The organism is Mucilaginibacter humi, assembly GCF_013087555.1.
The window spans coordinates 1-25233 of record NZ_JABFCR010000049.1 but is presented as its reverse complement, the minus strand read 5'-3'; the positions used below and the strand labels follow the sequence as shown (position 1 = coordinate 25233).

The 25233-nt window shown below is 41.6% G+C and carries 32 protein-coding genes and 2 pseudogenes; 19 read left to right on the top strand and 15 right to left on the bottom strand.

Going from position 1 to position 25233, the window contains the following annotated elements:
- Nucleotides 1-357: 357 nt before the first annotated feature.
- The 9 genes and pseudogenes from HK413_RS10765 to HK413_RS21275 form a co-directional block, all read right to left on the bottom strand.
- Nucleotides 358-663, bottom strand: a complete 306-nt coding sequence (locus HK413_RS10765; protein WP_175270168.1) for a carboxypeptidase-like regulatory domain-containing protein — start codon at nucleotides 661-663, stop codon at nucleotides 358-360.
- Nucleotides 664-738: 75 nt separating this feature from the next.
- Nucleotides 739-1110, bottom strand: a complete 372-nt coding sequence (locus HK413_RS19950) for a serine hydrolase domain-containing protein (RefSeq protein ID WP_175270167.1) — start codon at nucleotides 1108-1110, stop codon at nucleotides 739-741.
- Nucleotides 1111-1130: 20 nt separating this feature from the next.
- Nucleotides 1131-1727: a serine hydrolase domain-containing protein gene (locus HK413_RS19945; protein ID WP_175270166.1), complete on the bottom strand. Its 597-nt coding sequence runs from the start codon at nucleotides 1725-1727 to the stop codon at nucleotides 1131-1133.
- A gap of 457 nt (nucleotides 1728-2184) precedes the next feature.
- Nucleotides 2185-3708: a M56 family metallopeptidase gene (locus HK413_RS10750; protein ID WP_317169490.1), complete on the bottom strand. Its 1524-nt coding sequence runs from the start codon at nucleotides 3706-3708 to the stop codon at nucleotides 2185-2187.
- Complete coding sequence (locus HK413_RS10745) at nucleotides 3696-4253, bottom strand: hypothetical protein (protein WP_175270165.1); 558 nt, start codon at nucleotides 4251-4253, stop codon at nucleotides 3696-3698. Before HK413_RS10745 ends, HK413_RS10750 begins: the two co-directional genes overlap by 13 nt.
- Nucleotides 4254-4280: 27 nt before the next feature.
- Nucleotides 4281-4681 (bottom strand): annotated as a pseudogene (locus HK413_RS10740) (BlaI/MecI/CopY family transcriptional regulator).
- 131 nt (nucleotides 4682-4812) lie between these two features.
- A complete protein-coding gene (locus tag HK413_RS21285) occupies nucleotides 4813-5109 on the bottom strand; it encodes a hypothetical protein (protein WP_317169487.1) in 297 nt (98 codons plus the stop codon).
- The gene (locus tag HK413_RS21280) at nucleotides 5067-5255 is read right to left on the bottom strand and encodes a hypothetical protein (RefSeq protein ID WP_317169486.1); all 189 of its coding nucleotides are present in this window, start codon (nucleotides 5253-5255) and stop codon (nucleotides 5067-5069) included. Before HK413_RS21280 ends, HK413_RS21285 begins: the two co-directional genes overlap by 43 nt.
- A 54-nt stretch (nucleotides 5256-5309) precedes the next feature.
- A complete protein-coding gene (locus tag HK413_RS21275; RefSeq protein ID WP_317169485.1) occupies nucleotides 5310-6047 on the bottom strand; it encodes an MFS transporter in 738 nt (245 codons plus the stop codon).
- A gap of 309 nt (nucleotides 6048-6356) precedes the next feature.
- Here HK413_RS21275 and HK413_RS15435 point away from each other — a divergent pair, with 309 nt between their 5' ends.
- From HK413_RS15435 to HK413_RS18000, 11 genes are all read left to right on the top strand, one after another.
- Nucleotides 6357-7382, top strand: coding sequence for a GxGYxYP domain-containing protein (locus tag HK413_RS15435; protein WP_217452249.1), 1026 nt, complete (start codon nucleotides 6357-6359; stop codon nucleotides 7380-7382).
- 11 nt (nucleotides 7383-7393) lie between these two features.
- On the top strand, nucleotides 7394-8122 hold the full coding sequence (locus tag HK413_RS15430) for a hypothetical protein (RefSeq protein WP_217452248.1): 729 nt from the start codon (nucleotides 7394-7396) through the stop codon (nucleotides 8120-8122).
- 367 nt (nucleotides 8123-8489) lie between these two features.
- Nucleotides 8490-8933: an ATP-binding cassette domain-containing protein gene (locus HK413_RS18015; RefSeq protein ID WP_246230315.1), complete on the top strand. Its 444-nt coding sequence runs from the start codon at nucleotides 8490-8492 to the stop codon at nucleotides 8931-8933.
- 2 nt (nucleotides 8934-8935) lie between these two features.
- A complete protein-coding gene (locus HK413_RS18010) occupies nucleotides 8936-9322 on the top strand; it encodes an ATP-binding cassette domain-containing protein (RefSeq protein ID WP_246230313.1) in 387 nt (128 codons plus the stop codon).
- A 353-nt stretch (nucleotides 9323-9675) separates the two neighbouring features.
- On the top strand, nucleotides 9676-10608 hold the full coding sequence (locus HK413_RS15425) for a TlpA family protein disulfide reductase (RefSeq protein WP_317169489.1): 933 nt from the start codon (nucleotides 9676-9678) through the stop codon (nucleotides 10606-10608).
- Between the two features lie 29 nt (nucleotides 10609-10637).
- Nucleotides 10638-10952, top strand: coding sequence for a hypothetical protein (locus tag HK413_RS10715; RefSeq protein ID WP_175270164.1), 315 nt, complete (start codon nucleotides 10638-10640; stop codon nucleotides 10950-10952).
- 26 nt (nucleotides 10953-10978) lie between these two features.
- Entirely contained in the window at nucleotides 10979-11365 is a 387-nt protein-coding gene (locus HK413_RS10710; protein ID WP_175270163.1) for a GntR family transcriptional regulator, read from the top strand.
- On the top strand, nucleotides 11352-11708 hold the full coding sequence (locus tag HK413_RS10705) for a hypothetical protein (protein WP_175270162.1): 357 nt from the start codon (nucleotides 11352-11354) through the stop codon (nucleotides 11706-11708). The genes HK413_RS10710 and HK413_RS10705 overlap by 14 nt, the downstream gene beginning before the upstream one ends.
- Nucleotides 11702-12043, top strand: a complete 342-nt coding sequence (locus HK413_RS10700) for a hypothetical protein (RefSeq protein ID WP_175270161.1) — start codon at nucleotides 11702-11704, stop codon at nucleotides 12041-12043. The genes HK413_RS10705 and HK413_RS10700 overlap by 7 nt, the downstream gene beginning before the upstream one ends.
- Before the next feature lie 234 nt (nucleotides 12044-12277).
- Nucleotides 12278-12934, top strand: coding sequence for a carboxypeptidase-like regulatory domain-containing protein (locus HK413_RS18005; RefSeq protein ID WP_246230311.1), 657 nt, complete (start codon nucleotides 12278-12280; stop codon nucleotides 12932-12934).
- A 114-nt stretch (nucleotides 12935-13048) separates the two neighbouring features.
- A complete protein-coding gene (locus HK413_RS18000; protein WP_246230310.1) occupies nucleotides 13049-15799 on the top strand; it encodes a GLPGLI family protein in 2751 nt (916 codons plus the stop codon).
- A gap of 250 nt (nucleotides 15800-16049) precedes the next feature.
- On the opposite strand, the gene HK413_RS10685 is transcribed toward HK413_RS18000, so the two are convergent.
- Nucleotides 16050-17618 carry a chloride channel protein gene (locus HK413_RS10685; protein ID WP_246230308.1) on the bottom strand — a complete coding sequence of 523 codons (1569 nt, stop codon included), beginning with the start codon at nucleotides 17616-17618 and terminating at the stop codon, nucleotides 16050-16052.
- 445 nt (nucleotides 17619-18063) lie between these two features.
- Nucleotides 18064-18708 carry an RNA polymerase sigma factor gene (locus HK413_RS10680; protein WP_175270159.1) on the bottom strand — a complete coding sequence of 215 codons (645 nt, stop codon included), beginning with the start codon at nucleotides 18706-18708 and terminating at the stop codon, nucleotides 18064-18066.
- A gap of 114 nt (nucleotides 18709-18822) precedes the next feature.
- Between HK413_RS10680 and HK413_RS10675 the strand changes: the two genes are divergently transcribed.
- The 8 genes from HK413_RS10675 to HK413_RS21265 all read left to right on the top strand — a co-directional run bounded on the left by HK413_RS10675 (nucleotide 18823) and on the right by HK413_RS21265 (nucleotide 22721).
- The gene (locus tag HK413_RS10675) at nucleotides 18823-19206 is read left to right on the top strand and encodes a hypothetical protein (protein ID WP_175270158.1); all 384 of its coding nucleotides are present in this window, start codon (nucleotides 18823-18825) and stop codon (nucleotides 19204-19206) included.
- 129 nt (nucleotides 19207-19335) lie between these two features.
- Nucleotides 19336-19635 (top strand): carboxypeptidase-like regulatory domain-containing protein, encoded by a 300-nt coding sequence (locus tag HK413_RS10670; protein WP_175270157.1) that lies wholly within the window; start codon nucleotides 19336-19338, stop codon nucleotides 19633-19635.
- A complete protein-coding gene (locus tag HK413_RS10665; protein WP_217452247.1) occupies nucleotides 19599-20303 on the top strand; it encodes a hypothetical protein in 705 nt (234 codons plus the stop codon). Before HK413_RS10670 ends, HK413_RS10665 begins: the two co-directional genes overlap by 37 nt.
- Nucleotides 20304-20487: 184 nt before the next feature.
- Nucleotides 20488-21057 (top strand): carboxypeptidase-like regulatory domain-containing protein, encoded by a 570-nt coding sequence (locus HK413_RS10660; protein WP_175270155.1) that lies wholly within the window; start codon nucleotides 20488-20490, stop codon nucleotides 21055-21057.
- A 59-nt stretch (nucleotides 21058-21116) separates the two neighbouring features.
- A complete protein-coding gene (locus HK413_RS10655; protein ID WP_175270154.1) occupies nucleotides 21117-21488 on the top strand; it encodes a hypothetical protein in 372 nt (123 codons plus the stop codon).
- Nucleotides 21467-21607 (top strand): hypothetical protein, encoded by a 141-nt coding sequence (locus tag HK413_RS10650; RefSeq protein WP_175270153.1) that lies wholly within the window; start codon nucleotides 21467-21469, stop codon nucleotides 21605-21607. The genes HK413_RS10655 and HK413_RS10650 overlap by 22 nt, the downstream gene beginning before the upstream one ends.
- A 68-nt stretch (nucleotides 21608-21675) precedes the next feature.
- Nucleotides 21676-22326, top strand: coding sequence for a putative sensor domain DACNV-containing protein (locus tag HK413_RS21270; RefSeq protein WP_317169484.1), 651 nt, complete (start codon nucleotides 21676-21678; stop codon nucleotides 22324-22326).
- A 2-nt stretch (nucleotides 22327-22328) separates the two neighbouring features.
- A complete protein-coding gene (locus tag HK413_RS21265) occupies nucleotides 22329-22721 on the top strand; it encodes a hypothetical protein (protein ID WP_317169483.1) in 393 nt (130 codons plus the stop codon).
- A 185-nt stretch (nucleotides 22722-22906) separates the two neighbouring features.
- Here HK413_RS21265 and HK413_RS15420 read toward each other — a convergent pair whose 3' ends face one another.
- From HK413_RS15420 to HK413_RS19940, 4 genes and pseudogenes are all read right to left on the bottom strand, one after another.
- The gene (locus HK413_RS15420; protein WP_217452246.1) at nucleotides 22907-23080 is read right to left on the bottom strand and encodes an SRPBCC family protein; all 174 of its coding nucleotides are present in this window, start codon (nucleotides 23078-23080) and stop codon (nucleotides 22907-22909) included.
- Nucleotides 23074-23337 carry an SRPBCC family protein gene (locus HK413_RS15415; protein WP_217452245.1) on the bottom strand — a complete coding sequence of 88 codons (264 nt, stop codon included), beginning with the start codon at nucleotides 23335-23337 and terminating at the stop codon, nucleotides 23074-23076. The genes HK413_RS15420 and HK413_RS15415 overlap by 7 nt, the downstream gene beginning before the upstream one ends.
- 21 nt (nucleotides 23338-23358) lie before the next feature.
- Nucleotides 23359-23628 (bottom strand): ArsR/SmtB family transcription factor, encoded by a 270-nt coding sequence (locus tag HK413_RS10635; RefSeq protein ID WP_175270152.1) that lies wholly within the window; start codon nucleotides 23626-23628, stop codon nucleotides 23359-23361.
- Nucleotides 23629-23904: 276 nt separating this feature from the next.
- A pseudogene (locus HK413_RS19940) lies at nucleotides 23905-25202 on the bottom strand (TonB-dependent siderophore receptor).
- Nucleotides 25203-25233 lie beyond the last annotated feature (31 nt).

The following is a 25233-nucleotide window of genomic DNA, read 5'->3' as shown; positions in this document are numbered from 1 at the left end:
CAGCTGGAAAGAAACACACCGTTCACTTTTAAAACTTAAAAGATCATGGCATTTATCACACTCAGTACGCTGGTAGATCGATGCAGCGCTTTGCAATACTTTAGTACATTCTTTATGGCAGGGTTGGGGTAGCCGCATTAACCGGGTTCATCATAATTTTTACCCGTAAGGCAACTGCCGCCACTGGGTCACCATTTATTAATAACGGCATTAACGCTTTTGCTATTGGGGGTCAGCTGGAAAGAAACACACCGTTCACTTTTAAAACTTAAAAGATCATGGCATTTATCACACTCAGTACGCTGGTAGATCCAAGCCGCGCTTTGCAATACTTTAGTACATTCTTTATGGCAGGATTTAGTTAGCCGCATTAACCGGGTTCATCATAATTTTTACCCGTAAGGCAACTGCCGCCACTGGGTTAAATTTATTAATAACGGCATTAAAATTATCAAATACAAAACTGCCATCGGCGTTAGCTATTACTGTTTTTATTACGGCCGAGTCTTTAGCGGTTACCAGGCTTACGGTTGCGCCGTCTACAGCTTTATTGTTTTGGTCGGTTATAGTGCCGGATATTTTAGAACCCGTTGTTTGTGCATCGGCAAAATTTAGGCAAAGACAGCCCCATATGGCTAAAAAAGCCAGTTTAAAGAGTTTCATATAAGATGTGTTAGGGTTTTGTTATTCTATATTGATAAAAGACGCAACTTTTTAAAAAAGGTTACAGATAGAGTTTTATAAATCTGTTCGTTTGGATATCTGCTGTATGCCGAAGATGAGCTTCCCCATATTCGTTCTATTGTTTACCAGTACCACGCAGCCGCTACCCAGTTCAGGGAAACCCGACAGATGGGAATTGAAACCCATTGTACTGCCATTATGCTGTATATCACGGTAACCATTTCTTTTAGCCACACCCCAACCAAGGCCAATGTTATTTGTGGTAGGCTGGTGCGTTAATTTAACTGCTGCATCAGTTTCGCTGATCTGTTGTTCAAGATAGGTTAGCATATTAGGCAGAGTAGCGTGTATATCACCGGCGGGAGCAAATACCCCTTGCTGTTGGTATATATTTGAGCGGCCATTATCACTATAGGGTATAGCCATTTTTTTCTTTAGCTCAGCAGTTAACGTGTACCGGTATTATTCATACCCCAAGGCTTCGTGATATAATTTCTCAGCAAAACAGCATAAGGCTGCTGGTATACGTTTTCAAGGATATGGCCCAGCAATGCGTAGCCCCAGTTTGAATAAAGAAATTTGTATCCCGGTAGCGTATCAATTTTTACTTTGTGTAATGCGGTGTAAAAACGCGCGGAATCATAATTAAATTCAGGCATGAGCGGGTTAAATGCTGCTTGAGAGCCGATGTCTTCCGGGAGCTCTGGTAGCCTTGATGTATGATTCGCCAGGTCCTGTAAGGTAATTGGCCTGCCGTTAAATTCCAGATTTGGATAGCTTCCGGCCAGATATTTTCTTATATCATCTGTCAATGAAACTTTATTTTCCAACACCGCATGGGCCAATAAAGTCGCCGTAAAAGTTTTGGTGATCGAGCCGATTTCATACACCGTTGCATTATCAGGAAGCATTCCTGTCTGTTTTTTTGTTTCCCCGTAATGATAGATGTAACGTTTTCCATTCTTTATGATACCTATGGAAAGCCCCGCACTATTTGGATCGCGAAAATATTGCCTTGCAACGCTGTCAACAGCTTTATCCAATGCTGATATTAAGGGGTTGCTGGTATTTACCTTTCGGGGCTCTGCCAACAACGGCTGGCTAACCGTTGAAAAACCAAAATCACTGAATTTTTTTGCCGGGGTTACCTGGAGGCTCAACTTAAGGTCCCTGCTTTCGCATTCAAGCAGGTAGATATATTTGCCATTAGTTACCGATAATAAACTATCCTTTAATACATTGCCCGAATTACGGTTGCTCCGTAAAAAGGCGGACAGTTTTTCCTTGCTGATATGATTTGAAAAAGCGGTATCAGCCAGCATATATATCCCTTTCAGATCATTTCGGTTATACCGGGCAATGATTGAATCCTTAACCCAGGGTAGTTAGGACAGCCACAGCCTGCGCCGAGGCACGAAATGTTAGGGCAATAGCTATGCAGGTCGTTAAATAAAACGATAATCTTCTCATAATAAAATTTAAAAAATGCTTTTTTGCGAACTATTTCTCGCCCGGATAAGTAAAGCTTAGGTTAACCGTATCGCCGGGCTTTTTCTGGTACTTTTTAAGAATAAGCTGGTGATTTGCTTCGGATTGTTTTACACCGTTAACTATCAGGGCATCATTGGTAAGCTGCCCGGTAAATTTGGTCTTATCTTTTATTAATCCTGCATTGTATAAAGCATCGGCGATGTTAGGGATGTTTAATTTTAGTCTTAATTTATTGAGTTCTAATTTATTGTCTATTTTGCCAAGGCTGTCAAAAGTTCGGCGAAACTTTCCTTTATCTTCACCCGTAACCTTGCGCCGTAATTCTATTGGGTATTTATTGTAAATGGATTTTTTATTTGCAGTATCCGGCTTATAAGGTGCTGTTGTGCTATAGGTTACACGGCTGGGCTTGTATAGCATAGTGGTATTAGTATTATAAGTCGATCTTTCTCCGTTTTTGCTTTTGAAATTCATGGATGATGAGTTTCTTAAAGTATCAAGACGATAATCAACATTGGTATTAACGTTAATTTTTACGTCGGCATTAACATTGATCTTCGTATCAACGTTTTTATTAACAGTAACAGGCGTTTGAAATAATTGAAGGTATTTTACGCGAACATCTTCAGGCTGTTTTACGCCGTTAATTATAAATTCGTTTTCATTGATATGATAGGAATTATTATCGCGGTTTTTTATCAAGCCATCTTTAACCATTTCATTAACGGCATTTTTCCATCTGGCCTTTGCATTAATAAAATTGGTGGAGTCATTAGATAGCCTGGACAACGGGCTTAAACTGCCAGGCTTTGAGTGGACTATCGCATCAGTATCAGGTATTTGAGTAGTAACGGCATCGTGTAACGTCGGCATTTCGGCACTTAATATCAGCGGGTTTGCCTGTTGGATCTTCTGGTTCTCTGCCAGTTGTGTTTGCTTAGTTATTGATTGCGGTGATGGTGCAACTTCACCTTTAATATGTTGGATAGCTCTTACCACTTCATGCACCGTGCGTTTAATATTTTCCTTTTCAGCATAGGCAGACATGCACAAACCCGATACCACCAAACAAATTGCCAGCATGGTTTTCTCAAGTAAGTTAAGCGAGTGATTGCGGTTACCGGCAATACGTTTAACCCTGTCAAACAAACTACCGTTACCACCCGGGAAAGCCATAACATAGGCGGGTACAGACTGTTGGTATTCCTCGCAGCTTAATAACGCGCGTACATAGCTTACCTTATCGCTGCTTTGGGCCGGGGCCAGATCGTCGCAACAGTTTTCGCGCTCGGCTTTTATCAGTTGCGATACCCATAATACGGCAGGGTTAAAAAAGAAAACTATCTCCATCAGGCTTTGCAGCAGGTTAACCAAATAATCGCGGCGTTTAATATGGGCCAACTCATGCACTAAAATAGCTTCTACCTCGGCAGTGGTAAGCGCGGTTAATAAACCTATCGGCATTAATATTACGGGCTTTAAATTACCAATAACCATAGGTGCTTTAGTAAGGCCCGACTCTAATAAGCTAATAGTTTGTTTAATAGCCAGGCTGTGTTTGCCAATTGTTTAAGTTTATCATTCCAAAACGCACTTGCTGCCGATACCTGTTTTGTTTTTAAACGGTTCACTCCCCATAAACCAAAGCCTAATTGCATGCTTTTAGCACAGATGATCAGGAACCATATCAATACGATTGTATTATGGTTGTTGTTTAAATAGCCGAATAGCCGGTCGCTAAAACTTGCGGTTATTATCGGTGTATTAACATCGTTTAAAATAGGGGTGAAGACAATATTTAAAGGCGGTTGCTGTACCTTAGCTACAGGAATTGCTGTAACAACATTAGCCTGTTTAAATTCTGTTATAAAAGTAACGCTGACCCCAATAGCAAAAAGCGTTAATGCCGTTATTAATAAATTGTAACGGATGGCGGCAGTTGCCTTACGGGTAAAAATTATGATGAACCCGGTTAATGCGGCTAACACTAAACCCTGCCATAAAGAATGTACTAAAGTATTGCAAAGCGCGGCAACAAATGGATCTGTTACCAGCGTACTGAGTGTGATAAATGCCATGATCTTTTAAGTTTTAAAAGTGAACGGTTATTGTTTCTTTTCCAGCTGGTCAAGCATTGCGCGGATGCGGGCCAACTCGTCTTTTGATGCTTTTTTGTTACCCAGCAGCTGCATTACCAGCTTACTTGCCGATCCGTTGTACACCGAATCAACAAAACGTTCAAGCAAATGGTCCTTGGTTTTTCTTCGGCTTCAACTACGTGGTAAATGTGTTTCATCTGGCTCTCATCGCGTTTCAGCATGCCCTTGTCGGCCATAATCTGCATCAGCTTTAAGGTTGATGTGTAATTGATCTCGCGCTGTTCATTCAGGCGGTCGTTTACAAAACGCACGGTGTTTGGGCCGTGCTGCCATAGTACCTGTAGTATTTCCAGCTCGCCTTTGGTAGGCTCTGTTTTTTTAATTTCGTCGTCTTTTCCAGTTTCCATATACCAAAGGTAGGAAGGTTTTCGTACGAAACAATAGTTAGGTTATTTTTTTTAAAATAAATTTTCAGGGCAACAAAAAACCCGGACCAAATGGCCCGGGTTTTAATACATTTTATACTTAAAAAGCCTTCTTAGCTGTGTTTAACTTTATAAAATTTATAACCGAACATAAATATAACGGCGTAGCAAATAATAGGTAAATAATAAGCTTGTGCCACGTCATGGTTAGCTATCTGGCCCATCAGGAAAGGGAAAACCGCGCCGCCAACAACACCCATCGCGATAAATGATGATGCCTGTTGCGTATGACTGCCCGTGTTCTTCAAGCCCAAACTAAAGATGGTAGGGAACATAATACTGAAGAAGAAGTTGATCATTAACAACGCTATGTATGATGTCCAGCCCAGTGCTGTGCTACAATAATACACATCAGTATATTACCGGCGGCAAATATGGCCAGTAGTTTATTTGGTGCTATAACAGTCATTAATGATGTACCAACTATACGGCCCAACAACATCATACCCATAAACAAGCTCATAAAGTAACCTGCTTTTTCATCGCTGAAATGCATAACACTCACACCGTAGTTAATGAAATATGCCCAGTACCACCTTGTGCGGCAACGTTAAAAATTGCGCTGCACAGGCCCAAACAAAGTGGCTGTGTTGAAACAGACCTTTTGAGGAGCAACATCAACATTTAATGCTTCCGGATCATCAGATGAAGTTGAAGCATGCGGATCAACCAATGCAGGTATTTTTAGGAAGGCAAATACCACAGCTATCAACAATACCACAATGCCGATAGCTACATATAATGTTTTTACTGAAGTAAGATCTGTCGATTTAACCGTATCGCCGCTTAGCAGGAAGAATGCACCAATGGTTGGACCTATAATGGTTCCAACCGCGTTGAAGGTTTGCGCGAAGTTTACACGCAGGTCGCTTTTACGTTGGTCGCCCAATGCTGCCGCAAAAGGATGCGCAACCGTTTCAAGCGTCGCCATACCGCAACCTACGATAAATAAAGCTATCCTGAAAAAGGTGAACGAAGCCGCATTAGCTGCCGGTACAAATAAAAACAGACCGGCTGCGAACAGCACCAGTCCCAATATTACACCCGACTTATAACCATATTTCTTCATGAAAATACCGGCAGGTATACTCATGATAAAATAGGCGCCAAATACAGAAAACTGGATCAATCCTGATTGCGATATAGAAAGATTTAAAACGTTTTGAAAGTGTTTGTTCAATACATCACTCATAGAGTGCAGTACACCCCACATTAAAAATAACGAGGTCACAAAAATTAAGGTGACAACAAATTTCTTCTCGGTAAAAGCTGCTTTTTCCTGGCTCATTGGTTTAATAGGTTAAGGTAAAGGCATAACGGGATTAGCCCATCAGCATCGTATCCTAAATAATTATTGGTTAATTTGGTTTATATGTTTAATGCACTTGTATGTGTGCCTTACATCAACCAAAAAAAAAATTTTATTAATTATAACCTAATAAATACCGCATTTTATATTTTACACTTACAAATGTTACATTAGCGGCAATTACGCCCAACCAATGAAAAAATCCGCTTTTATTTTGCTGCTGTTTTATGCTTTTGCGGTTAGCAATTATGCCCTTGCACAAGCTGCCAAAAACTACCACCCGTTGGTATGTTGGATCTTGGCTTTACCTTACAGATAGAAAAGGGCAACCAGCAGTCCATTAACAAGGCGTGGGATTACACCCATACGGTAGCCTCGTTACAAGGCATAGTAAACCGCGCTATACCGCAACTTTATATCTTCCTGGTAAAAAATGGCAATGCCAATGTGGACCGCTACTGGTGGAACAAATACCGCGCACCCGGCAAATGGCTGGCTAAGCGCGATACCATTGTTTATAAAAATGTGGTTGATGTCATATCGGCCTATAAAAAGCAAATTAAGGGTGCTGTAGTTTACGATCCGAATGTGCAGGCCACCAGCAATGTAGCATCATCAATTGCCGGGGTGGAAGATTTGATAGTAGTACGTTATGATACCAACCCCGGCAGCCTTTATTCGCAAATAATTACCAACGGCCCTAAGGTGCCGGTTAAGCTAAGTTTAGTTAATAAAGATGGTTCGTCGTTATTTACCGGTAGGGGCATTATTCCCGGTACAACACGCGCATCAAGCGGATCAGCTAAAAACGACGCTTACTTATGGTTTTTGGAGAAATATATGAAAACCGGTAAAGTCAACACCAAATACGGCGCTTATTATATCGATCAGCAATGGTTAAAGAACCCTTTCCCGGCTAACCGTAATCATCATACTTTAACTAACCATGATTTTTTTATTAGTCGCAAGGGTTTCTTTTTCGATCTGAGCCCCGGGGCCGATGAAGCGGCGACCGATGATGTTACCCAAACACCCGGTACGGATGTTAACACTTTAAAGGAGCTGCTGCTCACCGCTTATAACCAAAACAAAGGCGGCTACGCTTATTTGGGTGGTTTCCCGCCGTGGGCATTTAAATATACCAAACATGCCAAAGGCACGCACGAAGATGTGGCTACCGAGTGGGAATACTCGCGCATTATAAGCGCCTATAACGCATTTAAAGATGCCGATGCTATTGGTTATGGCGCGTTGGCAAATGCTTCGTTCTGGCAGCATTTCCCGCTCAAAAAGAATATAAGCAGGACTGGGTAACCAAAGCCGAATTGCAAAAGAAAGGCTATTTAAACGCCGATGGCAAGATAGACTACAAGGGCCGCAACTTCGTGATATTTTATGTGGGCGATTATGATGCCTCGTCATGGGTATCGCAAACCACGCCTACTTTATGGGACGACCCCAACCGTGGTAAAGTACCCATGATGTGGTGCATAAGCCCGGTACTGGCCGAGCGTGTACCTATGGCTCTGGACTATCGCCGTGAGTCGGCTACGCCAAATGATTATTTCGCTGCCGCGGATAATGGCGCGGGTTATTTAATGCCGGGTATGTTGCAGGCCCCAAGGCCGCTATCGGGTTTGCCGGATGGGTTGAATGCCCGGGTGGCGCATAATAAACCTTACTATAAACAATGGGGATTGACTATAACCGGCTTTATAATTGACGGCCGTGCACCACCGCTTAACCAAAAAGGTCTGGACGCTTACGCGGCTTTTAGCCCCAACGGGATTGTGCCGCAAAAGGTGCCGCTTACTTCTCTGCATGGCGAGATGCCGGTTATGCGATCGGACGCTGATGTGAACGAGGACCCGGTTACAGCCGCCCGAATAATTTATGACCGGATCCAAAAGCGCAAGATCCCGTTCCACTGGTTCAGAAATATCCTGAAAAGCCCATCGTGGTATGTGCAGGTGGTGGCAGAACTGAAAAAGCTTGATCCTAAAATTGAGCTGTTAACCGCGCCCGATTTTTTGAGCTGTATCGCACTTATCTAAAAGAAAACCCCGAAGCTGCACAGGGGAAGATCAGGTAATAACATAGTACTAATAACCCGCACGTCATTGCGAGGAACGAAGCAATCTCTTCACCTGCTAATCACTTATTTGCATTTCGTTAATGAACGCGATGCGACGCTCATTGCCGCTAAGGCTAGTTACTTTACCTTAGATGCAAAGTAACCAAACATCAAGCCGGAAAAATCCTTCCACCCGCAAGGCCAAACACCCCGGCCCGCGTTTTCCGGCAGGCCTTTGCGCTCAGCATGGTGGCAATTTTTTTCTTCAACAAAATTTCAAATAAATTTTGAAAAGTAAAATCATTGCTTACATTTGTAGTGTACTATTTAACTAATACACTAAACCAATGATCGAATTATCACAACTAACATTTGGGTACGGCAAGCAAAAACTGTTTGATAACCTAACCCTGTCTCTAAAGCCGGGCCATATTTACGGGCTGCTGGGCATGAACGGCGCGGGTAAATCAACCCTGCTTAAAAACATTGCCGGGCTGGTTTTCCCGTGGTCGGGTACCTGTACGGTAAACGGGGTGAATGCCGCTAAGCGCCTGCCTTCATTTTTACAGGAACTGTTTTTTGTTCCGGAGGAGATCTACCTGCCTGCTATTACCGCAACTAAGTTTGCAGACAGCACCGGGCATTTCTATCCTAAATTCGACATTAATCAATTTATACAAATCCTTACTGATTTTGATGTCCCTGCCGACAGGCCGTTAACCAAACTATCCTACGGGCAGCAAAAAAAGGTGCTGATAGCATTTGCCCCGCCACCAATACATCCCTATTAATAATGGACGAGCCAACCAACGGACTGGATATCCCGTCGAAGGCCCAGTTCCGCAAAGTCGTAGCCTCGGCATTAACTGATGAGCGTTGCATTATTATCTCCACCCACCAGGTGCGTGATCTGGATAACTTGATAGATACCGTGGTGGTATTACACAACCAACAAATTGTGCTGGCGCAAAGCCTTGATGAAATTGCAGATAAGGTAAACTTTAGCCTTATCCCCACAAACAGCACCGATTATTTATATGCCGAGGAAAACATTGCAGGCTTAAATGCTATCACACAAAATACCGATGGCAGCTATACCAAAGTAGATATGGAACTGCTGTTTAATGCCATCTGTAGTAATAATAAAAGTTTATTAGACCTTCTGAACGCATCAAAATGATCAGGTCGCGCTTTTTTGGATAGCTGCTATCGCATTGGCCGCCGTACCGTTCATAACATTGGATATCCCCAAACATTATATCGATTGGACCCGCGAGGTACATGACGAAATAATACACACAGTTTATGATCATTACCAACTATCAGCCAGCGAAAAACTACCACGCTTGATAATATATTATACGCCAACAAAACCTTAATGGCCATGATGTATATTAAAAGCTTTGTTGGCGCCGCGCTATTATTTTTAAGCGTGTACTGTTTTGCCAGATATCGTAACCAACAAAAAATATCAGGCTGGCAAGTGGTAGGTATTACAGTTGTGTTACTTATATTTTCTGTCGGTATTAAAGTATACTCTGGACCAGCTTTGGCGGAAACGATAAAATCAAACTGTTAAGCCTTTCGCCGGCGGATACCTCTGTAACGGCTATCTATAATTCGCATTTTAAGGGCAAGGTATTGTATGTCGATTTTTGGGGTACTACCTGCGGGCCATGCCTTGAAGAGTTTAGAACCTTTACCAAACCTTTAAAGCAAACCCTTAATAACCGAAGCGATATTGCCTACCTGTACATATGCGGCGGACGTAAATTGATATGGAAACAGCAGTTACAAAAACTGGAGGTGGAAGGATCGCACATTTTTTTAAACGAAAAAGACTACGCTCATTTTTACCGGCAGGCTATAAAAGGTGATAAAGATACAACCGTAATGATGCCCCGATATTTAATTATAGACAAAGACGGCAAAATTGCAAACACAAATGCACCGCGGCCAAGTGAAAAAGATTCCTTAATAAATCAGCTTAATAAATACCGGCTATTAACTAAACTTAACCGTATTATGAACAACACATTTAACTTAAAACGCTTTTTACTATTGTTTAAAAAGCAAACAGCGGAACATCTCAAAGCTTATTTGCTATCAACAGCTGTTTTATTTGGCACGGTATTATTGCTGTTTGCATATGTTACATTTACAGAAAACGGACGGCTAACCGCTAATACCCAAACCGGGATTTTTGTATGGATCTTAATACTTAGCGGTAGCATATTTACCAGTTTATGTTTTAGCAGTCTGGGCAGTAAACAGGGTATATTGACCCTTACCTTACCCGCATCTCATTTGGAAAAGTTCCCGGTTCAGTGGGTATATTCCTTTGTAATATTTCAGATTGTTTTTATTGGCGTTTTTTTCTGGCCGATAGCATCATTTTTAGTTTGTTTCCTACAGGAACCGACTATGATGGAACTGTTGTACACAATAGAATTATCCGTCTTTTAGACAATGGTAACCGTAATGCTTTAACGGGGATGGGCTTTTATACCTTGTTTCATGCGCTTAGTTTATTTGGTGCAGTATTTTTTGAGAAACTGCATTTTATAAAAAGCACGTTTATATTCCTGCTGGGTTTATTGTTATTAATGATTATTAACCAGCCATTTTTAAATTACATATGCGGCAGAACTTTCTCGCATAGTTCACTTCCTTTTGCTTCTGCGAGTTTTACTGATCATGATTTTCATAACATATTCGTACGTATAGATGTAAGCGACAACACTATTAATATGGTATTAACTGCATTTGCAGTAGTGGTGATATTGCTTTGGACCGGCGCTTTTTTTTAAGTTAAAAGAAAAACAAGTTTAACGCCATGAATTTTAAAGACAAAGAGGCCATATACCTGCAGATAGCAGACTATGTGAGCGAACACATAAGCCTTGGCAAATGGCAGCCGGGCGAAAAGATACCGAGTGTGCGCGATTTAGCTACATCATTACAAGTTAACCCTAATACAGTAATGCGTACCTATGAACATTTACAGCAATTAGAAATTGTATTTAATAAGCGCGGCCTTGGTCTATTTGTAGGCGATGATGCGATAAACCGCATTCAAGCTATCCGTAAAGAACGTTTTATGCAGCAGGAACTGCCCGAATTTTTTAATAGCCTTTACCTGTTGGGTATTGGGCCGGAAGAGATATTGAAACATTACCAAGACTTTAAAAAAACTAAAAACCTGAACCATGAAAACAAGTAACAAGTTTCTTATTGCAGCAGCGTTAGTAATCGTTATTTCGCTGGCTGTACATGATTTTGCCTTGCAAGCTGCGTATTTAAAAACCAATTATAAAGACCGCTTTTACCGGATGGAACAACTGATTTTTACAGATTTTAACGCTATTGATCTTAAGCCCTCCGGTTATACGAATGTTACTATTGAGCGCGGACCTAAGTTTGCTGTTTGGGTGAATGACGTAGCAAAGAAAGAACTGTCCTTTAATAAAACCGACCATCTCTTAAATATAGCGGTTAAGGAGAAGACGGACTTTTACTCGACTAAAAACATTATCATTATTTGCCCTGATCTAAAAGCATGGTAGCACATGAAAGAACTAAGGATAGAGACTTCTCAAATATTGGCGATGTATACATCAGTGGTTTTAAACAAGATAGCCTGAATGTACAATCTGCCAAAGGCACTACTATTAGTTTAATTAACAACATCATCAATAAGCTAAACGCAGGTACCGATGTGAGTGGTGGCGTGATAAGTCTTCCATGGAACAGGATTACACAAAGTAATGTCAATATCCGCGGAGCAGGAACACTTCAATTACATGATAAAAATGGTCTTGGTAAAGCAACCTATAATTTATCACCTAGCGCTACGGTAACATTGAAAGGCGATGCATTAAGCTTATTCTCGCACCCATAGTTTTCATCCTAAATTCACTAAACCTTATCACTTTTATGGCGGGCACACAATGCCCACCTTTTTTAAGCCGTATGATTTTTTAAAAAACTAATATTTTTATTGCAATAGGTGTAACACACCAAAGTTTTGCGTGTCTTATTGCCGAAACCAAATGTTAAATAACGTTAAGAAATGTTAAAACCTTTCTACTACTAATTTTTTAGTTATAGATTTACCTCGACCTTACATCTATCTATGAAAATCACAATTCCCTCAATTGTAGTGCTCATGCTGTTTGCATTAACGGGATACGCACAGAACAATTATGCTGTTAAAGGCTCGGCTATTGATACGGCCGAGCAGAAAGCCTTACAGAACGCCTCTGTAATGGTATTAAATGCCAAAGATTCTATCCTGCAAAAATTTACCCGCGTTAAGGAAGACGGCACATTCGCCATTAATAACTTAAGCGCGGGTAAGTTTGTGCTGGTGATGTCGTACCCGGGCTATGCCGATTATACCGAAGATTTTAAGCTGGATGATAAAACCCAGTCGCATGATTTTGGTAAGGTAACGCTTACCCTTAAATCGCGGCTGTTAAAAGACGTTATTATTAAGGGACAGATCCGCGCCATAAAAATTAAAGGCGATACCACCGAATTTAATGCCAAAGCCTATGTGATACAGCCTAACGATAGGGTGGAGGATCTGATTAAACAGTTCCCCGGCATTGAGGTAGATAAAGACGGAAAAATAACCGCACAGGGCAAAACCGTTGAGAAGGTATTGGTTGATGGCGAAGAGTTTTTGGCGACGACCCAACCCCGGTTACCAAAAACCTGCGTGCCGATATGGTTGACAAAGTACAGCTGTACGACAAAAAAGCGACCAGGCTACCTTTACCGGCATTGATGACGGGCAGAAAACAAAAACACTAAACATTAAACTTAAAGAGGATAAAAAAGCGGCTACTTTGGCAAAGTAGATGCCGGGGTTGGTACACGTGATTTTTATTCGGGCACGGGCATGTATAACCGGTTTACGGCTAAACAAAAGTTCTCGGGCTATGGTATTGCCAGCAATACGGGCAAAACCGGCCTGGGTTGGCAGGACAGCCAAAAATATGGTAGCAGCAACAATGTCGAGGTAAATGATAACGGCGGGATCTCTTTTTATTTTAATGATGGCGATAATGGTCTTGATTCGTTTAACGGAAATTATGATGGCCGTGGCATACCTAAAGCCACCACCGGCGGTGTCCACTACGATGGTAAGTGGAACAAGGATAATGAAAGCATAAATGCCAACTACAAAATTGGCCGGTTAGATGTTAATGGTACCAGCAATAACCAAACCCAAAACAACTATCTGGGCGGCAGTCAGATCAATACCAACACCGATCAAAACTTTAATAACTCCATGTTCAGGCAAAAGCTTGACCTTACCTATTTAATTAAGTTTGATACTTTGTCCACCTTAAAAGTTTCGGTTGACGGCACTTACAAGCATGGTAAAACACTTACTGATTATTTATCCATAGGCCGCATTGGCCAGTTAGGTAACGATACGCTGCTAAACAGTAACAGCCGCCGTATTACTAACGATGAAGATACGCATCTATTTAACGCCAGCCTTTTCTATACCCATAAGTTCAGGAAAAAGGGCCGCACACTATCGGTATTGCTGAGCGAGTATGTTAACAATGTGGATAGCAAGGGTTACCTAAATTCGGAGGTTGATATTTATAATACCCAAACCGGCGCTGTAAAAAGTTCAACCCTTACTGATCAGTTAAAATCAAACACCATTAAAAATAACGTATTGAATAGCAACGTTACTTATACCGAGCCGCTTTCAAAAAAGGTATCGCTTATTTTTAATTACGGCATTAATATAAATAAGGGCACTGCAGATAAGCGCTCCTACAACAAACCTGCCGCTGGCAGCGATTATACGGTGCTGGTAGACTCGTTAAGTAATTTTTACAAACTCGACCAGATCTCGAACCAAATTGGCGCGGCCATTAATTTTAAAGGCAAAAAACAATCATTTAATATAGGCACCAAGGTATCTGATGTTTCTTTTAAGCAGGACAACCAGTTCTCCGGCGATATTTTTAAAAGGCACTTCATCAACTGGAACCCACAGGCTACTTACGAGTATAACTTCTCGCAGCAACGTTCCATCTATTTATATTATGGAGGATATACCAATCAACCATCTATTAACCAGATACAGCCGGTAAAAGAAAATACCGATCCGCTGAACGTGTTTGTAGGTAACCGTGGTCTTACCCCATCTTTCAGGAGTAACCTTAACATCTACTTTAATGACTATAAGGTGCTAACCAACCAATACGTATATTTTAGTATTGGCTATAATTTTACCTCAAATCAAATAGTTAATAATACCACTACTGATATTAAAACCGGTAAAAGCACCATCCAGTATATCAACCTTAAAGATAAAATGCCGGTTAGCTATTATGCTAATGGATCATTCGGGCGTAAAACAGGCATTTGGGGGTTAAGTATGGGCGTAAACGGAAACGCCAGTAGTAATACCAGCTACTCCTACACCAATGGGGTATTAAACAACGCTACAAGCGGTAATTACTCTGGAGGTATCAATATCAATAAGTACGAGAAAGACAAGTACGATTTTTATATCAGTGCGGGCCCGTCATACAATGTAAGCAAGTCATCGCTACAACAAGGCGCTAATAATAATGGCCGCGGATTTTATACCGGGGGCAATGTTAATATTTACCTGCCGGCCAAGTTTAGATTTTCAAGCGATGTTAACTATACCTATAGTGCGCCTACAGGTACGTTTAGCACAGACCTTAAGCGGACGTTGCTTAACGCCAGCATTAGCAAATCATTCTTTAAAGCTAACACGCTTAGGGCAACCATATCAGGTAATGATTTGTTGAACCAAAATGTAGGCTTTAACCGAAGTGCTTATGGCAACACGGTTTCGCAAAATACTTATACCACTATACAACGCTACTTTATGTTTGCTATAACCGGGATTTTAGCCAGATGGGCGGCCCAATGGCAAAAAAATAATCAGACTATGAAAAACAAATTATTTATAGCAACCTGCCTACTGCTTTTAACCGGCAACCTGGTATCGGCACAATATGTTACCCGCTTTGTAAAATCGGGCATTATTGATTTTAACAAGAGTACCAATGTATACGCCCTTATTAAACGAGAAATTGCCCTGAGTAAAGACGAAAACATTTTTAGCGCAAAAGCTTTCGAGGCTTATAAGAAAAACCACCCGCAGATCCAGATATCAAAAAGCACTTTAAAGTTTGGCGATAATAAAACCCTGTTTACGCCCGAAATTGACGAGGAGGATAATAACACTAATAATTGGTTTGATATGCCGATGTCGCAGCAGTTTAATACCACTTATACTGACAACAACACCAGCACTAAACTAAGCCAGAAAAAAGTGTTCGAGGAAACCTTTTTGGTGAAAGACAGCACCGCCAAAATTAAATGGAAAATAACCGGCGAAACCCGTGATATATTAGGCTATACCTGCCGCCGCGCCAACGGGCTGGTATTAGACTCGATTTACGTTGTTGCCTTCTACACCGACCAGATACCTGTAGTAGGCGGCCCCGAATCGTTCACAGGTTTGCCGGGTATGATATTACAGGTTGCCCTGCCGCACGAAAATGTTTCCTGGGTAGCCACAAAAGTAACCGACGTAACGGTGCCAGCCGCCACTATAATACCACCAAAAAAGGCAAACCGGTAACTAAAGAGCAGTTCCAGGCGACACTAAAAGGGGCTATGAAAAATTGGGGGTGTATGCACAGGCTTATTTGAAATCGTTGCAGTTATAGCCTCGCCCCAACCCCTCTCTAAAGGAGAGGGGCTTAAATAATTTTATTAAATTATTTGCATCGAAGTCCTCTCCTTTGGAGAGGGATTATTAGCCTATTATTTTATTTCAGTGTTAACGAGGGCTACGCCGTTTAGGGTGAGGCTAGCCTGCTCCCGGATATTTAATTATCGCTGTTAAAATCTATCAGCCTCTTACCTTTTATCAGCATTTTTATGCGCTGGCGTTTTAATGAGATCCGGGTGTGGGCAAATTCGCTCTTCTCTATATATCCGCCATAGGCGTTAATTATATCCTTGTAAGTTAATACGCCTATTACCCTGTCCTCCGCTAATACAGGCAAAATCTCCACACCGCTTTTTGACATTTGCTCAACCGCACGGCGCAGCGTATCAGTATTGCTAATTGCAATATTGGGCTTAGCACTTATAATACCTTGCAGCGTCGAATTTTCGTCGAGGTTGTTGTTATAGATATCGGTTAATTTTATAATACCGGCATAATCGCCCTGATTGTTTACTACTATAAAGTTGGTGTCTTTAATATTAGCCGAGCCTAACCAGCCGCGTATCTCTGATAGGGTGGTGTTTGCATTTATAACAGTTTCGGTGTCGCTTATTACTGCCGCTACACTTAGCTTTTGCAAAATATCGGGTTCGAACGAATCGGGTGTTGGAACACCGCGACGGGCTATCTTTTCGGTCATGATGGTATTTTCCATCAAAAAGAAAGAAACAATATAAGCACCCGTACAAGCGCCTAACAAAGGCAATAAAGCATGCGATTGCATGGTGGCCTCTAACGCGAAGACTATGCTGGTTAAATATGCCCTTGAGGCCCCGGCAAACATAGCCGACATGCCAATAAGCGCTGCTAACGGAATATTGATACCGGCTTCTGGGAAAACCTTTAATATAAACATCCCTATTACAGCGCCTGCCGCGCCACCCATAGTTAATAATGGTGCCAGTGTACCACCCGATGTGCCGCTGCCCAACGCTATGGCCCACGACAGGAATTTAAAAATGCATAAGCTCAGTACCAAAGTTAAGGGCCAGGTTCCTGATAGAATGCCGGTGATATTATCATAACCAACGCCAAGCGTATGCGGCGCGTAAAAGCCAATAGCACCTACGGCCAGTCCGCCCGGGGCAGGCCACCACATCCAGTGTATGGGTAGCTCTTCAAATAAATCCTCAACCCAATAAACTATTTTGGTGATGCCTAATGATAGGAAACCGATAAAGATCCCCATAAAGCTATAAATACCTAAGGCCAGGTTTGAAGGTATAGCCACATCAGGCATGGTAAATACCGGCCCCGACTCAAATAGCAAATGATGCCCCGCGGCACCGGTAATACAAGCCAATGCCACCGGTAATATAGATCGCGGCGAAAACTCGAACAACAGCAACTCGATAGCTAAAAATATGGCGGCAATGGGCGTACCAAATATAGCAGACATGCCCGCCGTTGCGCCGGCTGCCAAAATTATCTTCCGCTCATTAGCGGTAACTTTAAATAGCTGGCCTAAGGTAGACCCTAAGGCGCCGCCTGTTGCAATAATAGGGCCCTCGGCACCAAACGGCCCGCCGGTACCAATAGCAATGGCCGATGATATGGGTTTTAACAAAGTGATAGACGGTTTAATATTGCTTTCGTTAACCAATATTTGTTCCATAGCTTCGGGGATACCATGCCCGCGGATAGCTTTTGATCCATATAAAGCCATTAAGCCAACTATTATACCGCCCGCAGCGGGTATCAGTATAACCCGTGCTCCTAAATGATTGTTAGCAGGGCTGTTAAAGTCCAGGCTAAACGAGCCATAAAAGGAGATATTGGTAACCGTGGTTAATTAACGATACTAAAACCTTGGCTATTAAACTTATTGCTAAAGCTATTACAACCGCATAGATACAAATTGTTATCAGGCGGCCCTTTACAATAAAAGGGGCTTTTGCTTTGGCCGCGGCAGTTTCTAAATTGTTTAAAGAGGGCGAAATGGGGATGCCATTTTGGGTATTGGCTTTTTCATAATATAAAAGATAACTAAAATCGACAACGATAAGCGTTGTGTTTTTCAAATAAGTTGCAATTATATTATATATACAATATAAATGCTAATTTATTGTTTAATAAATTGCATTTTTATATGATTTAAATCATGTTTTATGTTAGCCGGTAATTTGTTGCATAACTGCGTTTACTATCCTGTCGCAGCGGGTAAGGTGAAACTCAAACAGTTCGGGAGAGCGGTAGTAATCTTTTAATTGGTCGCGAAGTAAATTTTTGGCACGCATAAGGCGGATCTTAACGTTTGATTCTTCAATATCCAGCACTTCCATAGTTTCCTGCGTGCTCATATCTTCTATCTCGCGCAATACAAATACGGTCCGGTATTTTTCTGGTAAAGCCGATATAGCGGTCTCCAATAATCCTTTTAGTTCTTTATTCATAACCTCATTTAATGGTGTATGTGTAACTATATCATTAATCCCTTTAGCATCAATTACTTTTTGCCTGTTCAGCATTTTCTTTTTGCGGAGGATGCATTCATTGATCAATATGCGGGTTATCCAGGTGCTAAATTTTGCCTCTTTATTAAATTTTGCCAGGTTGCGGTAAGCATATATATAGGTGTTTTGCATAATATCCTCGGCCTCCATATCATCATTAATAAACGACATACTGATGCGGAACATACGTGCGTTTAACCGGCGCATTAACGCTTCATACAGGTATACTTGTCCATTTATCACACGTTCTACAAGGTCCTCATCGCTTAAAGAGTCGGTATTGATCATTGACTTTATATTCATTTAATACTTTATATCACCTTATAGAGTTAAGCTACACCCAAAGGGTTACATTTTACTTTTGTAACCCTTTTTAAACAGCCTGTCTCTAATTAATAAATTTAATCTTAAAAAGTCATGGACGAAAAAAAAATCACACAGGTACAAACGTTACTAAAATTGACGTATGGCCTTATTCCAATTGTAGCAGGTGCCGATAAATTTACCAATTTGCTTACAGACTGGGCGCAATACCTGCACCCGGGATTAGCGGCTATGTTGCCTTTTAGCACCCACGTGTTTATGATGATAGTAGGTGTTATTGAAATTATTGCCGGCGCATTGGTATTAATTAACCCTGCAAAGGCAGGCTACCTGGTATCGGCGTGGTTAGTGTTAATTGCCTTAAACCTGCTGGCCGGCGGTAAATTTATTGATGTTGCTGTACGCGATATTGTAATGGCAATTGGCGCATATTCGCTTGCCCAAATATCGGCAGCTATAAAAAGGCCTTCTTTATAATATATAATACCCCCGGTTTGTAGCCTCTGTTCGTTCCTGAAAACGAATGGGGGCTTTTTATTTACAGACGAATAAGTCATTGTTTGGAACGGTGAAAAAAGATACTTTTATCTAACCTATGTCACCAAAATGAAACCCCTATATCGTCTGCTTTTTATTTTCATCCTTTTAGTTAATGTAAAGGTATTTGCTCAAGGCCGTTACACTGTAGCTGGTATTGTTACTGATGAAAGCGGGGTTATTCAAAAGGGCGCGACCGTATTTATCAGTGGGTCCAAAAAAATAACAACCAGCGATGATGCTGGCCAATTTGAGTTTAATGATATCGATGCCGGTACCTATCAGCTATCAGTAAAGTTATTGGGCTTTTATCCTTTTACAGAAAATATCCAGTGCATGACAAGACGGTTAAGGTTAATGTCAGGCTAAAGGTAAAAACTGTGGTACTTAACCAGGTTGTAATAGGCAGGGGCGATAACTGGGAGGCAAACTACGCCATTTTTAAAGATCAGTTTTTAGGGACATCAGACAATGCCAAACAATGTATTATAACTAACCCTAAGGTGCTGTTTTTTGGCAGTGCAAGTAAAAATGTATTAACTGCGGAAGCCGATGAGTTCCCGGTAATTGAAAACAATAAATTAGGCTACAGGATCCGTTACCTGCTTAAAAATTTTGAATTTATTAAAAACATTTTACGCACCAAATATGACGGTGACACCAATTTTGAAGAAATGGATGGTACGCCAGAAATGAAAGCAAAATGGGCAAAAAACAGGGCAGATGCATACAACGGATCCTTGATGCACTATTTACGATCGGTTTACAATAACACCGCGTTAAACGAAGGCTTCATAACCCATCAACTTAAGTTACAACAAAAAGGTATTGGGAAAATATTAGTTGCAGATTCCAGCTTGTTAGAAACAAACACTTTAGTTACACCTATTGATACTTCATTTATTTCTTTAAAATTTACATCAATACTTATTGATTACGATCCGGTAAAAGCTGCTCAAATAAGAAGGGTATTGATACTTTGGCTAACACTACCCAAAGTATTTGGCGTACTATGGAAAATAAAGGCTCTATTTTAAACTTGTTTTTAGATAAGGCCATTGTTGACCGGAAAGGCAGTTATACAGATTACCGCACGTTTTTGATCCAGGGAAATTGGGGCCGGCGAAGAATTGGCGATCAGTTGCCTTTTGAATACCAACTCCCACTTGTAACAGAGTAATTTTAAATGTATTTTTAGCTAAACCTATTACCCCCTCATAAATGAATTTTATACGTTACTGCCTTTTTGCTGTTTTTACGCTATTGCTATCTCTTAATGCAGCTGCCCGGGGGCATTATAATGTTATGGGTACGGTTACTGACGAAAAAGGCCAGCTCCTGACAAGCGCTACCGTGTTTATAAGCGGGTCTGAAAAAATAACCATGACCAATGAGCGCGGCGAGTTTATATTTCACAATCTTGATCCCGGCGCTTTCCAGTTAACAGTAACCATGCTGGGCTTTACACCAGATGTACGTAGCCTGGTTATTCAAACAACCTCTCCCAACTTAAAAGTGGTACTAAAGCCTACTGCTATAGCACTTAATGAAGTTAAAATCCCGGCCGGCAACACCCTCGAAGATTACTACCAGTTATTTAAAGCACAATTTTTAGGGATCTCGCCAAACGGGTTGGATTGCGAGATAACCAACCGCGATGTTATCAAACTAAATTACGATCAGAAGAAGGGTATATTAACTGCAAGCGCCAATGATTTTTTGGTTATCCAAAACAAGCGCACGGGATATAAAGTGCGGTACCTGCTTAGGGGTTCACCTACAACGCCATAACAAACTCTGCTATTTATGATGGCGATATCAATTTTGAAGAATTGGACGGCACAGCAAAAATGAAGAAAACATGGGAAAAGAACCGGCTGGAAACCTATAAAGGTTCTTTTATGCATTACCTGCGGTCGGTTTATGCAAACGCTGTTACAAGTGAAGGCTTTATTACCAATCAGCTATTTTCGGCACACAATATTAAAAACGATCCTGTAAGTTTAGACAAGATAGCGATAGACCCGCGGCCTTTAAGGTATGATACATTGGCTACAGTTATTGATACATCGTTCATCTCCTTAAAGTCACCTGATTTTTATTTGACTTACGACCCTAAAAAGCTAACGCCAAGCCTAAAAAGTCCCCTAAGAAAAATAAAGTATACACTGAACTGGATTATAATGGTTCAATTATACGAATGCCTTTTAAAGAAGCGATAATTGACCGTAAAGGCAGCTACACAGATTACCGCGCTTTTTATATCCACGGCAACCTGGCCCGGCGCAGGGTAGGTGATCAACTGCCGTTTGAGTATCAGCCGCCTGTTGTAAAGCATTGAAATTTTACCGCCATATGTTGCATACCTTCAAACATTAAAGATATTTTTGAGGTAATAGTTAAACAACCATGTTATCAGAACCAACCTATATAGCTGCCCGGATGGTAGCCGTAACCATTGAAGCGCACTTTTGCAAGCATTTACTGGAGGCAAAGCAGCACGGAGCAACTGATTTGGCCGACGAGCCGCAGGCTGCTATTGTGGAGTCGATAATTGACGTAGCGTTTTGGGCGAGCTTGCGTAAAGAAGAAGGGCACCCGCCTAAAATATCAATAGCATTGCTACCGCCTGATCAGGCCAGTCAGCCGTTGGTGTTTGGTAACCGCATCCGCCTTACACCCCATAACCTAACCAAACTGGCCCCGGCTGTTGAAAGCCCCGGTATACACTTAGGTGTGTGGTATGAAAACGATGAACTTTATGTATGGGGCACCACACTGGCTATTCCGGGTATTTGCTTTGTACTGGAAGTTGTAGAGCCGGGTTTACTGGTGATTAAGCATAGCCGCATTGATGGGTTTGGCAAGTTTGTAAACATTGCCGTACTAAAAGGCGATGAGATAAAGATAATTGACGAACACAACACTGGCATGAAGGATTGCCCCGCACTGTATGATACCATGCAGGGTATGATCATGCCATCGGCCGATGGAGGCGTAAATATAATGGTTGAGCTGGCATCGTCAATGCGTACCCATGGCCGGGGTGGCTGGTGCTAATAGTGCCAGAGTATTCTGATAGCTGGAAGGAATCTATTATTCATCCCATGAACTACCCGGTAGTACCAACTTTTACGGGTATTGCCAAGCTATTGAAACAGGATAAATGTGATCGCTCAAAAGTAGACTGGCAGGAAGCTTTGCTTCGGTCGATAGATATTGTAGGTGGCTTTACCGCTGTTGATGGTGCAACCATTATTAACCGCAATTACGAGTTATTGGCCTTCGGTGCTAAGATAGCCCGCTCGGGCATGAGCCTGCCGGTAGACCAGATTATTACTACCGAACCGGTTATGGATGGTGTACCCAGATTGATGCACCCCGGCCAAAACGGTGGTACACGCCACCGGCAGCTGCACAGTTTATATTTGACCAGCGCGACGCGATTGCCTTAGTAGCATCGCAGGACGGTAGGTTTACCATTTTTGCATGGTCGCCAAAGTTAGAGATGGTACATGCACATAGGATTGATATATTGTTGTTATAGTAATAAAAGGGCTGTCACCCTGAGCTTGTCGAAGGGCGAGCGATGGCCTTAGCCCGCTATGCTTCGACGGGCTCAGCATGACAGCCAACTGAACTACTTAGTTTTCTCCGGGTAACCCGGTAACCCTGTACCTGTAATATGCGTCCAGCCTTTGCCAAAGTTTTCTCTTGCAAATGATGGCACATCAGCAGGGAGTGTCTCTAAGCCCGAATGGGTTAACTTTAAACGGGTTTTATCACCTTCATCAAAAAGCTCCCGGGTTACCAATGTGTCGCCGGGATAATCTTCATATCGCCGGTATGTGCAAGTTTCTTTAAAGGTATTACTTCGGTAATCTCACATATGTGCCAAAAGCTTACGCCCTTGTCCTTACCCTCAAAGCGGAAAGTAAACCCAACCTCGGGTTTAAAATCCTCCAGCTTAAAATACCATTCCTTCATTTTATCATTGTCGGTAATGGCCTGCCATACCTTTTCTACTGGCGAGTCATAGGTTTGCTCAATTACAAATGGTTGTGTATTCATAATTCTGATTGTTGATAGTTATTATTTCTGTTGATCTTGTTGTTTCTCTTTTTCCAAAAAGTTGCCCAAAGCATCCAGTTTGGTGGTCCAGAATTTCTGGTAGCGGGCGGTCCAGTCCGCCACTTGTTTAAGCTTGCCAAAGTCGGCGTGGCAATAGCGCTCACGGCCCTGTTGGGTTATTGTAACCAGGCCACACTCGGTCAATATCTTCATGTGCTTGGATATGGCCGGGCGACTGATAGCAAACTGATCTGCCACGTTATTTAAGTTTAATGATTTATGCGCCAGCATCCCTATGATCTCTCTGCGGGTTGGGTCGGCAATGGCCGGAATACGTCTCGTCTCATATAAAAACCGGTATAATAAGTAACCGTTCGGTTACAAATATATAAGTAACCAATTGGTTACGCAAATTTATCTTAAAAAAATGCCCTTTACATCAGCAAAGGGCATAAACTATAAACAGGAATAATTATTAGAACTTATAGGTTAATGTTGTTAAAAATTGCCTTGGGGCTATTGGGGTAATGCTATAATTATCGTGAATCAAATAGTTTAATGTATTGGTTACGTTATTAAGCCCTGCCAGTAAGGACACCTTTTTGTAGGTATACCCCGCGGTAAGATTAAGCGTAGCAAAACCACCAATAGGCAATAAACGGCTAAAAGCCTGTGTTTGGCCAACTGTATTATTGTAACCGCCCGGCGCGAGCCTGTGTAAAACGCTGATGCACCAACCTTAAAACCGCGCAGTGTATTTGCGCTAAACGTATAAAATATTGATGCATTGGCCGTATTACGCGGATTAATTACTATTTGCTCACCCTCGATACTTGAGCCTTTTAACCCTGATGTTTTAGTATAACGCATAAAGTTATAGGCATAGCCTACTATAAAATAAAGATTGGGTGATAAATACCCGTTTACATCCACTTCTAAACCATCGCTGGTTGTTTGGCCGTTAAATTGTTTTTTGGTAGCGTCGCTGTTAGGGGTTGCGCCGTCAGCTAAAAATGGTGCTGTTACTGCAAGGTCATTATTTATAATACGGTAAATGCTAAAGTTAGCTGACAGCTTTCCATCCAAAAATTCATTTTTTATACCTGCTTCATACTGGTCTACAATTGATGGCTTTAAACCCCGGCCGGTATAGATGTCGGTGCCGCTATTTACCCGAAATTGTTGCTGTAAGTAGCATACAACGATGTGGTTTTAACCGGTTGATAAATCAGCGCCAGCTTTGGTGAAAATGCGCGGTCATACCTGGTAATTGCTGTACCGTTGGTTGTGGTTTGCCGTAAAAGGTTTTGTATAGATGTTTGATAGGTTTGCTGCCATGACCACCGGATGCCGGCCAATACCTTCAGTTTATCGGTAATACTGATCAGATCTTGCACGTAAACACCAACACGATAAACAGGAGCTGTAGTTAAAGTAGTATCAACAGCATTTGGAATATCCGTGCGCTGTACATATTTGGACAAATCGATAATGTTTATTTTATCATAAACATAACTGCTGATAGGTGTAGCACCATTGTTGATTCCGAAGGCATTGCTTTTGCTTAAAATCTTAACGCCATCAACACCGGCCAGTATTTGATGATCTATTGATCCGGTATTAAATTTACCTTTTAAGTTAATTTGTGCGGTATAGTTGTTTTCGTTTGTATGAGCCCCGGCTAAACCGCGGTTCCATTCGCCCGCAGCGTTTATTGTATTAGGCAAGCTCGATCCATAGGAATCGATGTCAGCAGTTTGTAGAGATACAATACCATTTATATTCCAATCTTCGTCGAATTTATGGTTTAAGGTAGCTGTTGCTGAATATTGTTTTACGTTATTATACGCCCAGTTGGTGTTAATGTATTGCGAACGCGGGATCTGGGTAGGTATT

What these genes read in the sequence shown, in the direction of transcription:
- HK413_RS10765 (WP_175270168.1), bottom strand. Translation starts at nt 663, where the DNA reads ATGAAACTCTTTAAACTGGCTTTTTTAGCCATATGGGGCTGTCTTTGC.
- HK413_RS19950 (WP_175270167.1), bottom strand. Translation starts at nt 1,110, where the DNA reads ATGGCTATACCCTATAGTGATAATGGCCGCTCAAATATATACCAACAG.
- HK413_RS10745 (WP_175270165.1), bottom strand. Translation starts at nt 4,253, where the DNA reads ATGGCATTTATCACACTCAGTACGCTGGTAACAGATCCATTTGTTGCC.
- HK413_RS21280 (WP_317169486.1), bottom strand. Translation starts at nt 5,255, where the DNA reads ATGCATTTCAGCGATGAAAAAGCAGGTTACTTTATGAGCTTGTTTATG.
- HK413_RS21275 (WP_317169485.1), bottom strand. Translation starts at nt 6,047, where the DNA reads ATGAGCCAGGAAAAAGCAGCTTTTACCGAGAAGAAATTTGTTGTCACC.
- HK413_RS15435 (WP_217452249.1), top strand. Translation starts at nt 6,357, where the DNA reads ATGTTGGATCTTGGCTTTACCTTACAGATAGAAAAGGGCAACCAGCAG.
- HK413_RS18015 (WP_246230315.1), top strand. Translation starts at nt 8,490, where the DNA reads ATGATCGAATTATCACAACTAACATTTGGGTACGGCAAGCAAAAACTG.
- HK413_RS18010 (WP_246230313.1), top strand. Translation starts at nt 8,936, where the DNA reads ATGGACGAGCCAACCAACGGACTGGATATCCCGTCGAAGGCCCAGTTC.
- HK413_RS10715 (WP_175270164.1), top strand. Translation starts at nt 10,638, where the DNA reads ATGGGCTTTTATACCTTGTTTCATGCGCTTAGTTTATTTGGTGCAGTA.
- HK413_RS10710 (WP_175270163.1), top strand. Translation starts at nt 10,979, where the DNA reads ATGAATTTTAAAGACAAAGAGGCCATATACCTGCAGATAGCAGACTAT.
- HK413_RS10705 (WP_175270162.1), top strand. Translation starts at nt 11,352, where the DNA reads ATGAAAACAAGTAACAAGTTTCTTATTGCAGCAGCGTTAGTAATCGTT.
- HK413_RS10700 (WP_175270161.1), top strand. Translation starts at nt 11,702, where the DNA reads ATGGTAGCACATGAAAGAACTAAGGATAGAGACTTCTCAAATATTGGC.
- HK413_RS18005 (WP_246230311.1), top strand. Translation starts at nt 12,278, where the DNA reads ATGAAAATCACAATTCCCTCAATTGTAGTGCTCATGCTGTTTGCATTA.
- HK413_RS18000 (WP_246230310.1), top strand. Translation starts at nt 13,049, where the DNA reads ATGTATAACCGGTTTACGGCTAAACAAAAGTTCTCGGGCTATGGTATT.
- HK413_RS10685 (WP_246230308.1), bottom strand. Translation starts at nt 17,618, where the DNA reads ATGGCTTTATATGGATCAAAAGCTATCCGCGGGCATGGTATCCCCGAA.
- HK413_RS10680 (WP_175270159.1), bottom strand. Translation starts at nt 18,708, where the DNA reads ATGAATATAAAGTCAATGATCAATACCGACTCTTTAAGCGATGAGGAC.
- HK413_RS10675 (WP_175270158.1), top strand. Translation starts at nt 18,823, where the DNA reads ATGGACGAAAAAAAAATCACACAGGTACAAACGTTACTAAAATTGACG.
- HK413_RS10670 (WP_175270157.1), top strand. Translation starts at nt 19,336, where the DNA reads ATGAAACCCCTATATCGTCTGCTTTTTATTTTCATCCTTTTAGTTAAT.
- HK413_RS10660 (WP_175270155.1), top strand. Translation starts at nt 20,488, where the DNA reads ATGAATTTTATACGTTACTGCCTTTTTGCTGTTTTTACGCTATTGCTA.
- HK413_RS10655 (WP_175270154.1), top strand. Translation starts at nt 21,117, where the DNA reads ATGAAGAAAACATGGGAAAAGAACCGGCTGGAAACCTATAAAGGTTCT.
- HK413_RS10650 (WP_175270153.1), top strand. Translation starts at nt 21,467, where the DNA reads ATGCCTTTTAAAGAAGCGATAATTGACCGTAAAGGCAGCTACACAGAT.
- HK413_RS21270 (WP_317169484.1), top strand. Translation starts at nt 21,676, where the DNA reads ATGTTATCAGAACCAACCTATATAGCTGCCCGGATGGTAGCCGTAACC.
- HK413_RS15415 (WP_217452245.1), bottom strand. Translation starts at nt 23,337, where the DNA reads ATGAATACACAACCATTTGTAATTGAGCAAACCTATGACTCGCCAGTA.
- HK413_RS10635 (WP_175270152.1), bottom strand. Translation starts at nt 23,628, where the DNA reads ATGCTGGCGCATAAATCATTAAACTTAAATAACGTGGCAGATCAGTTT.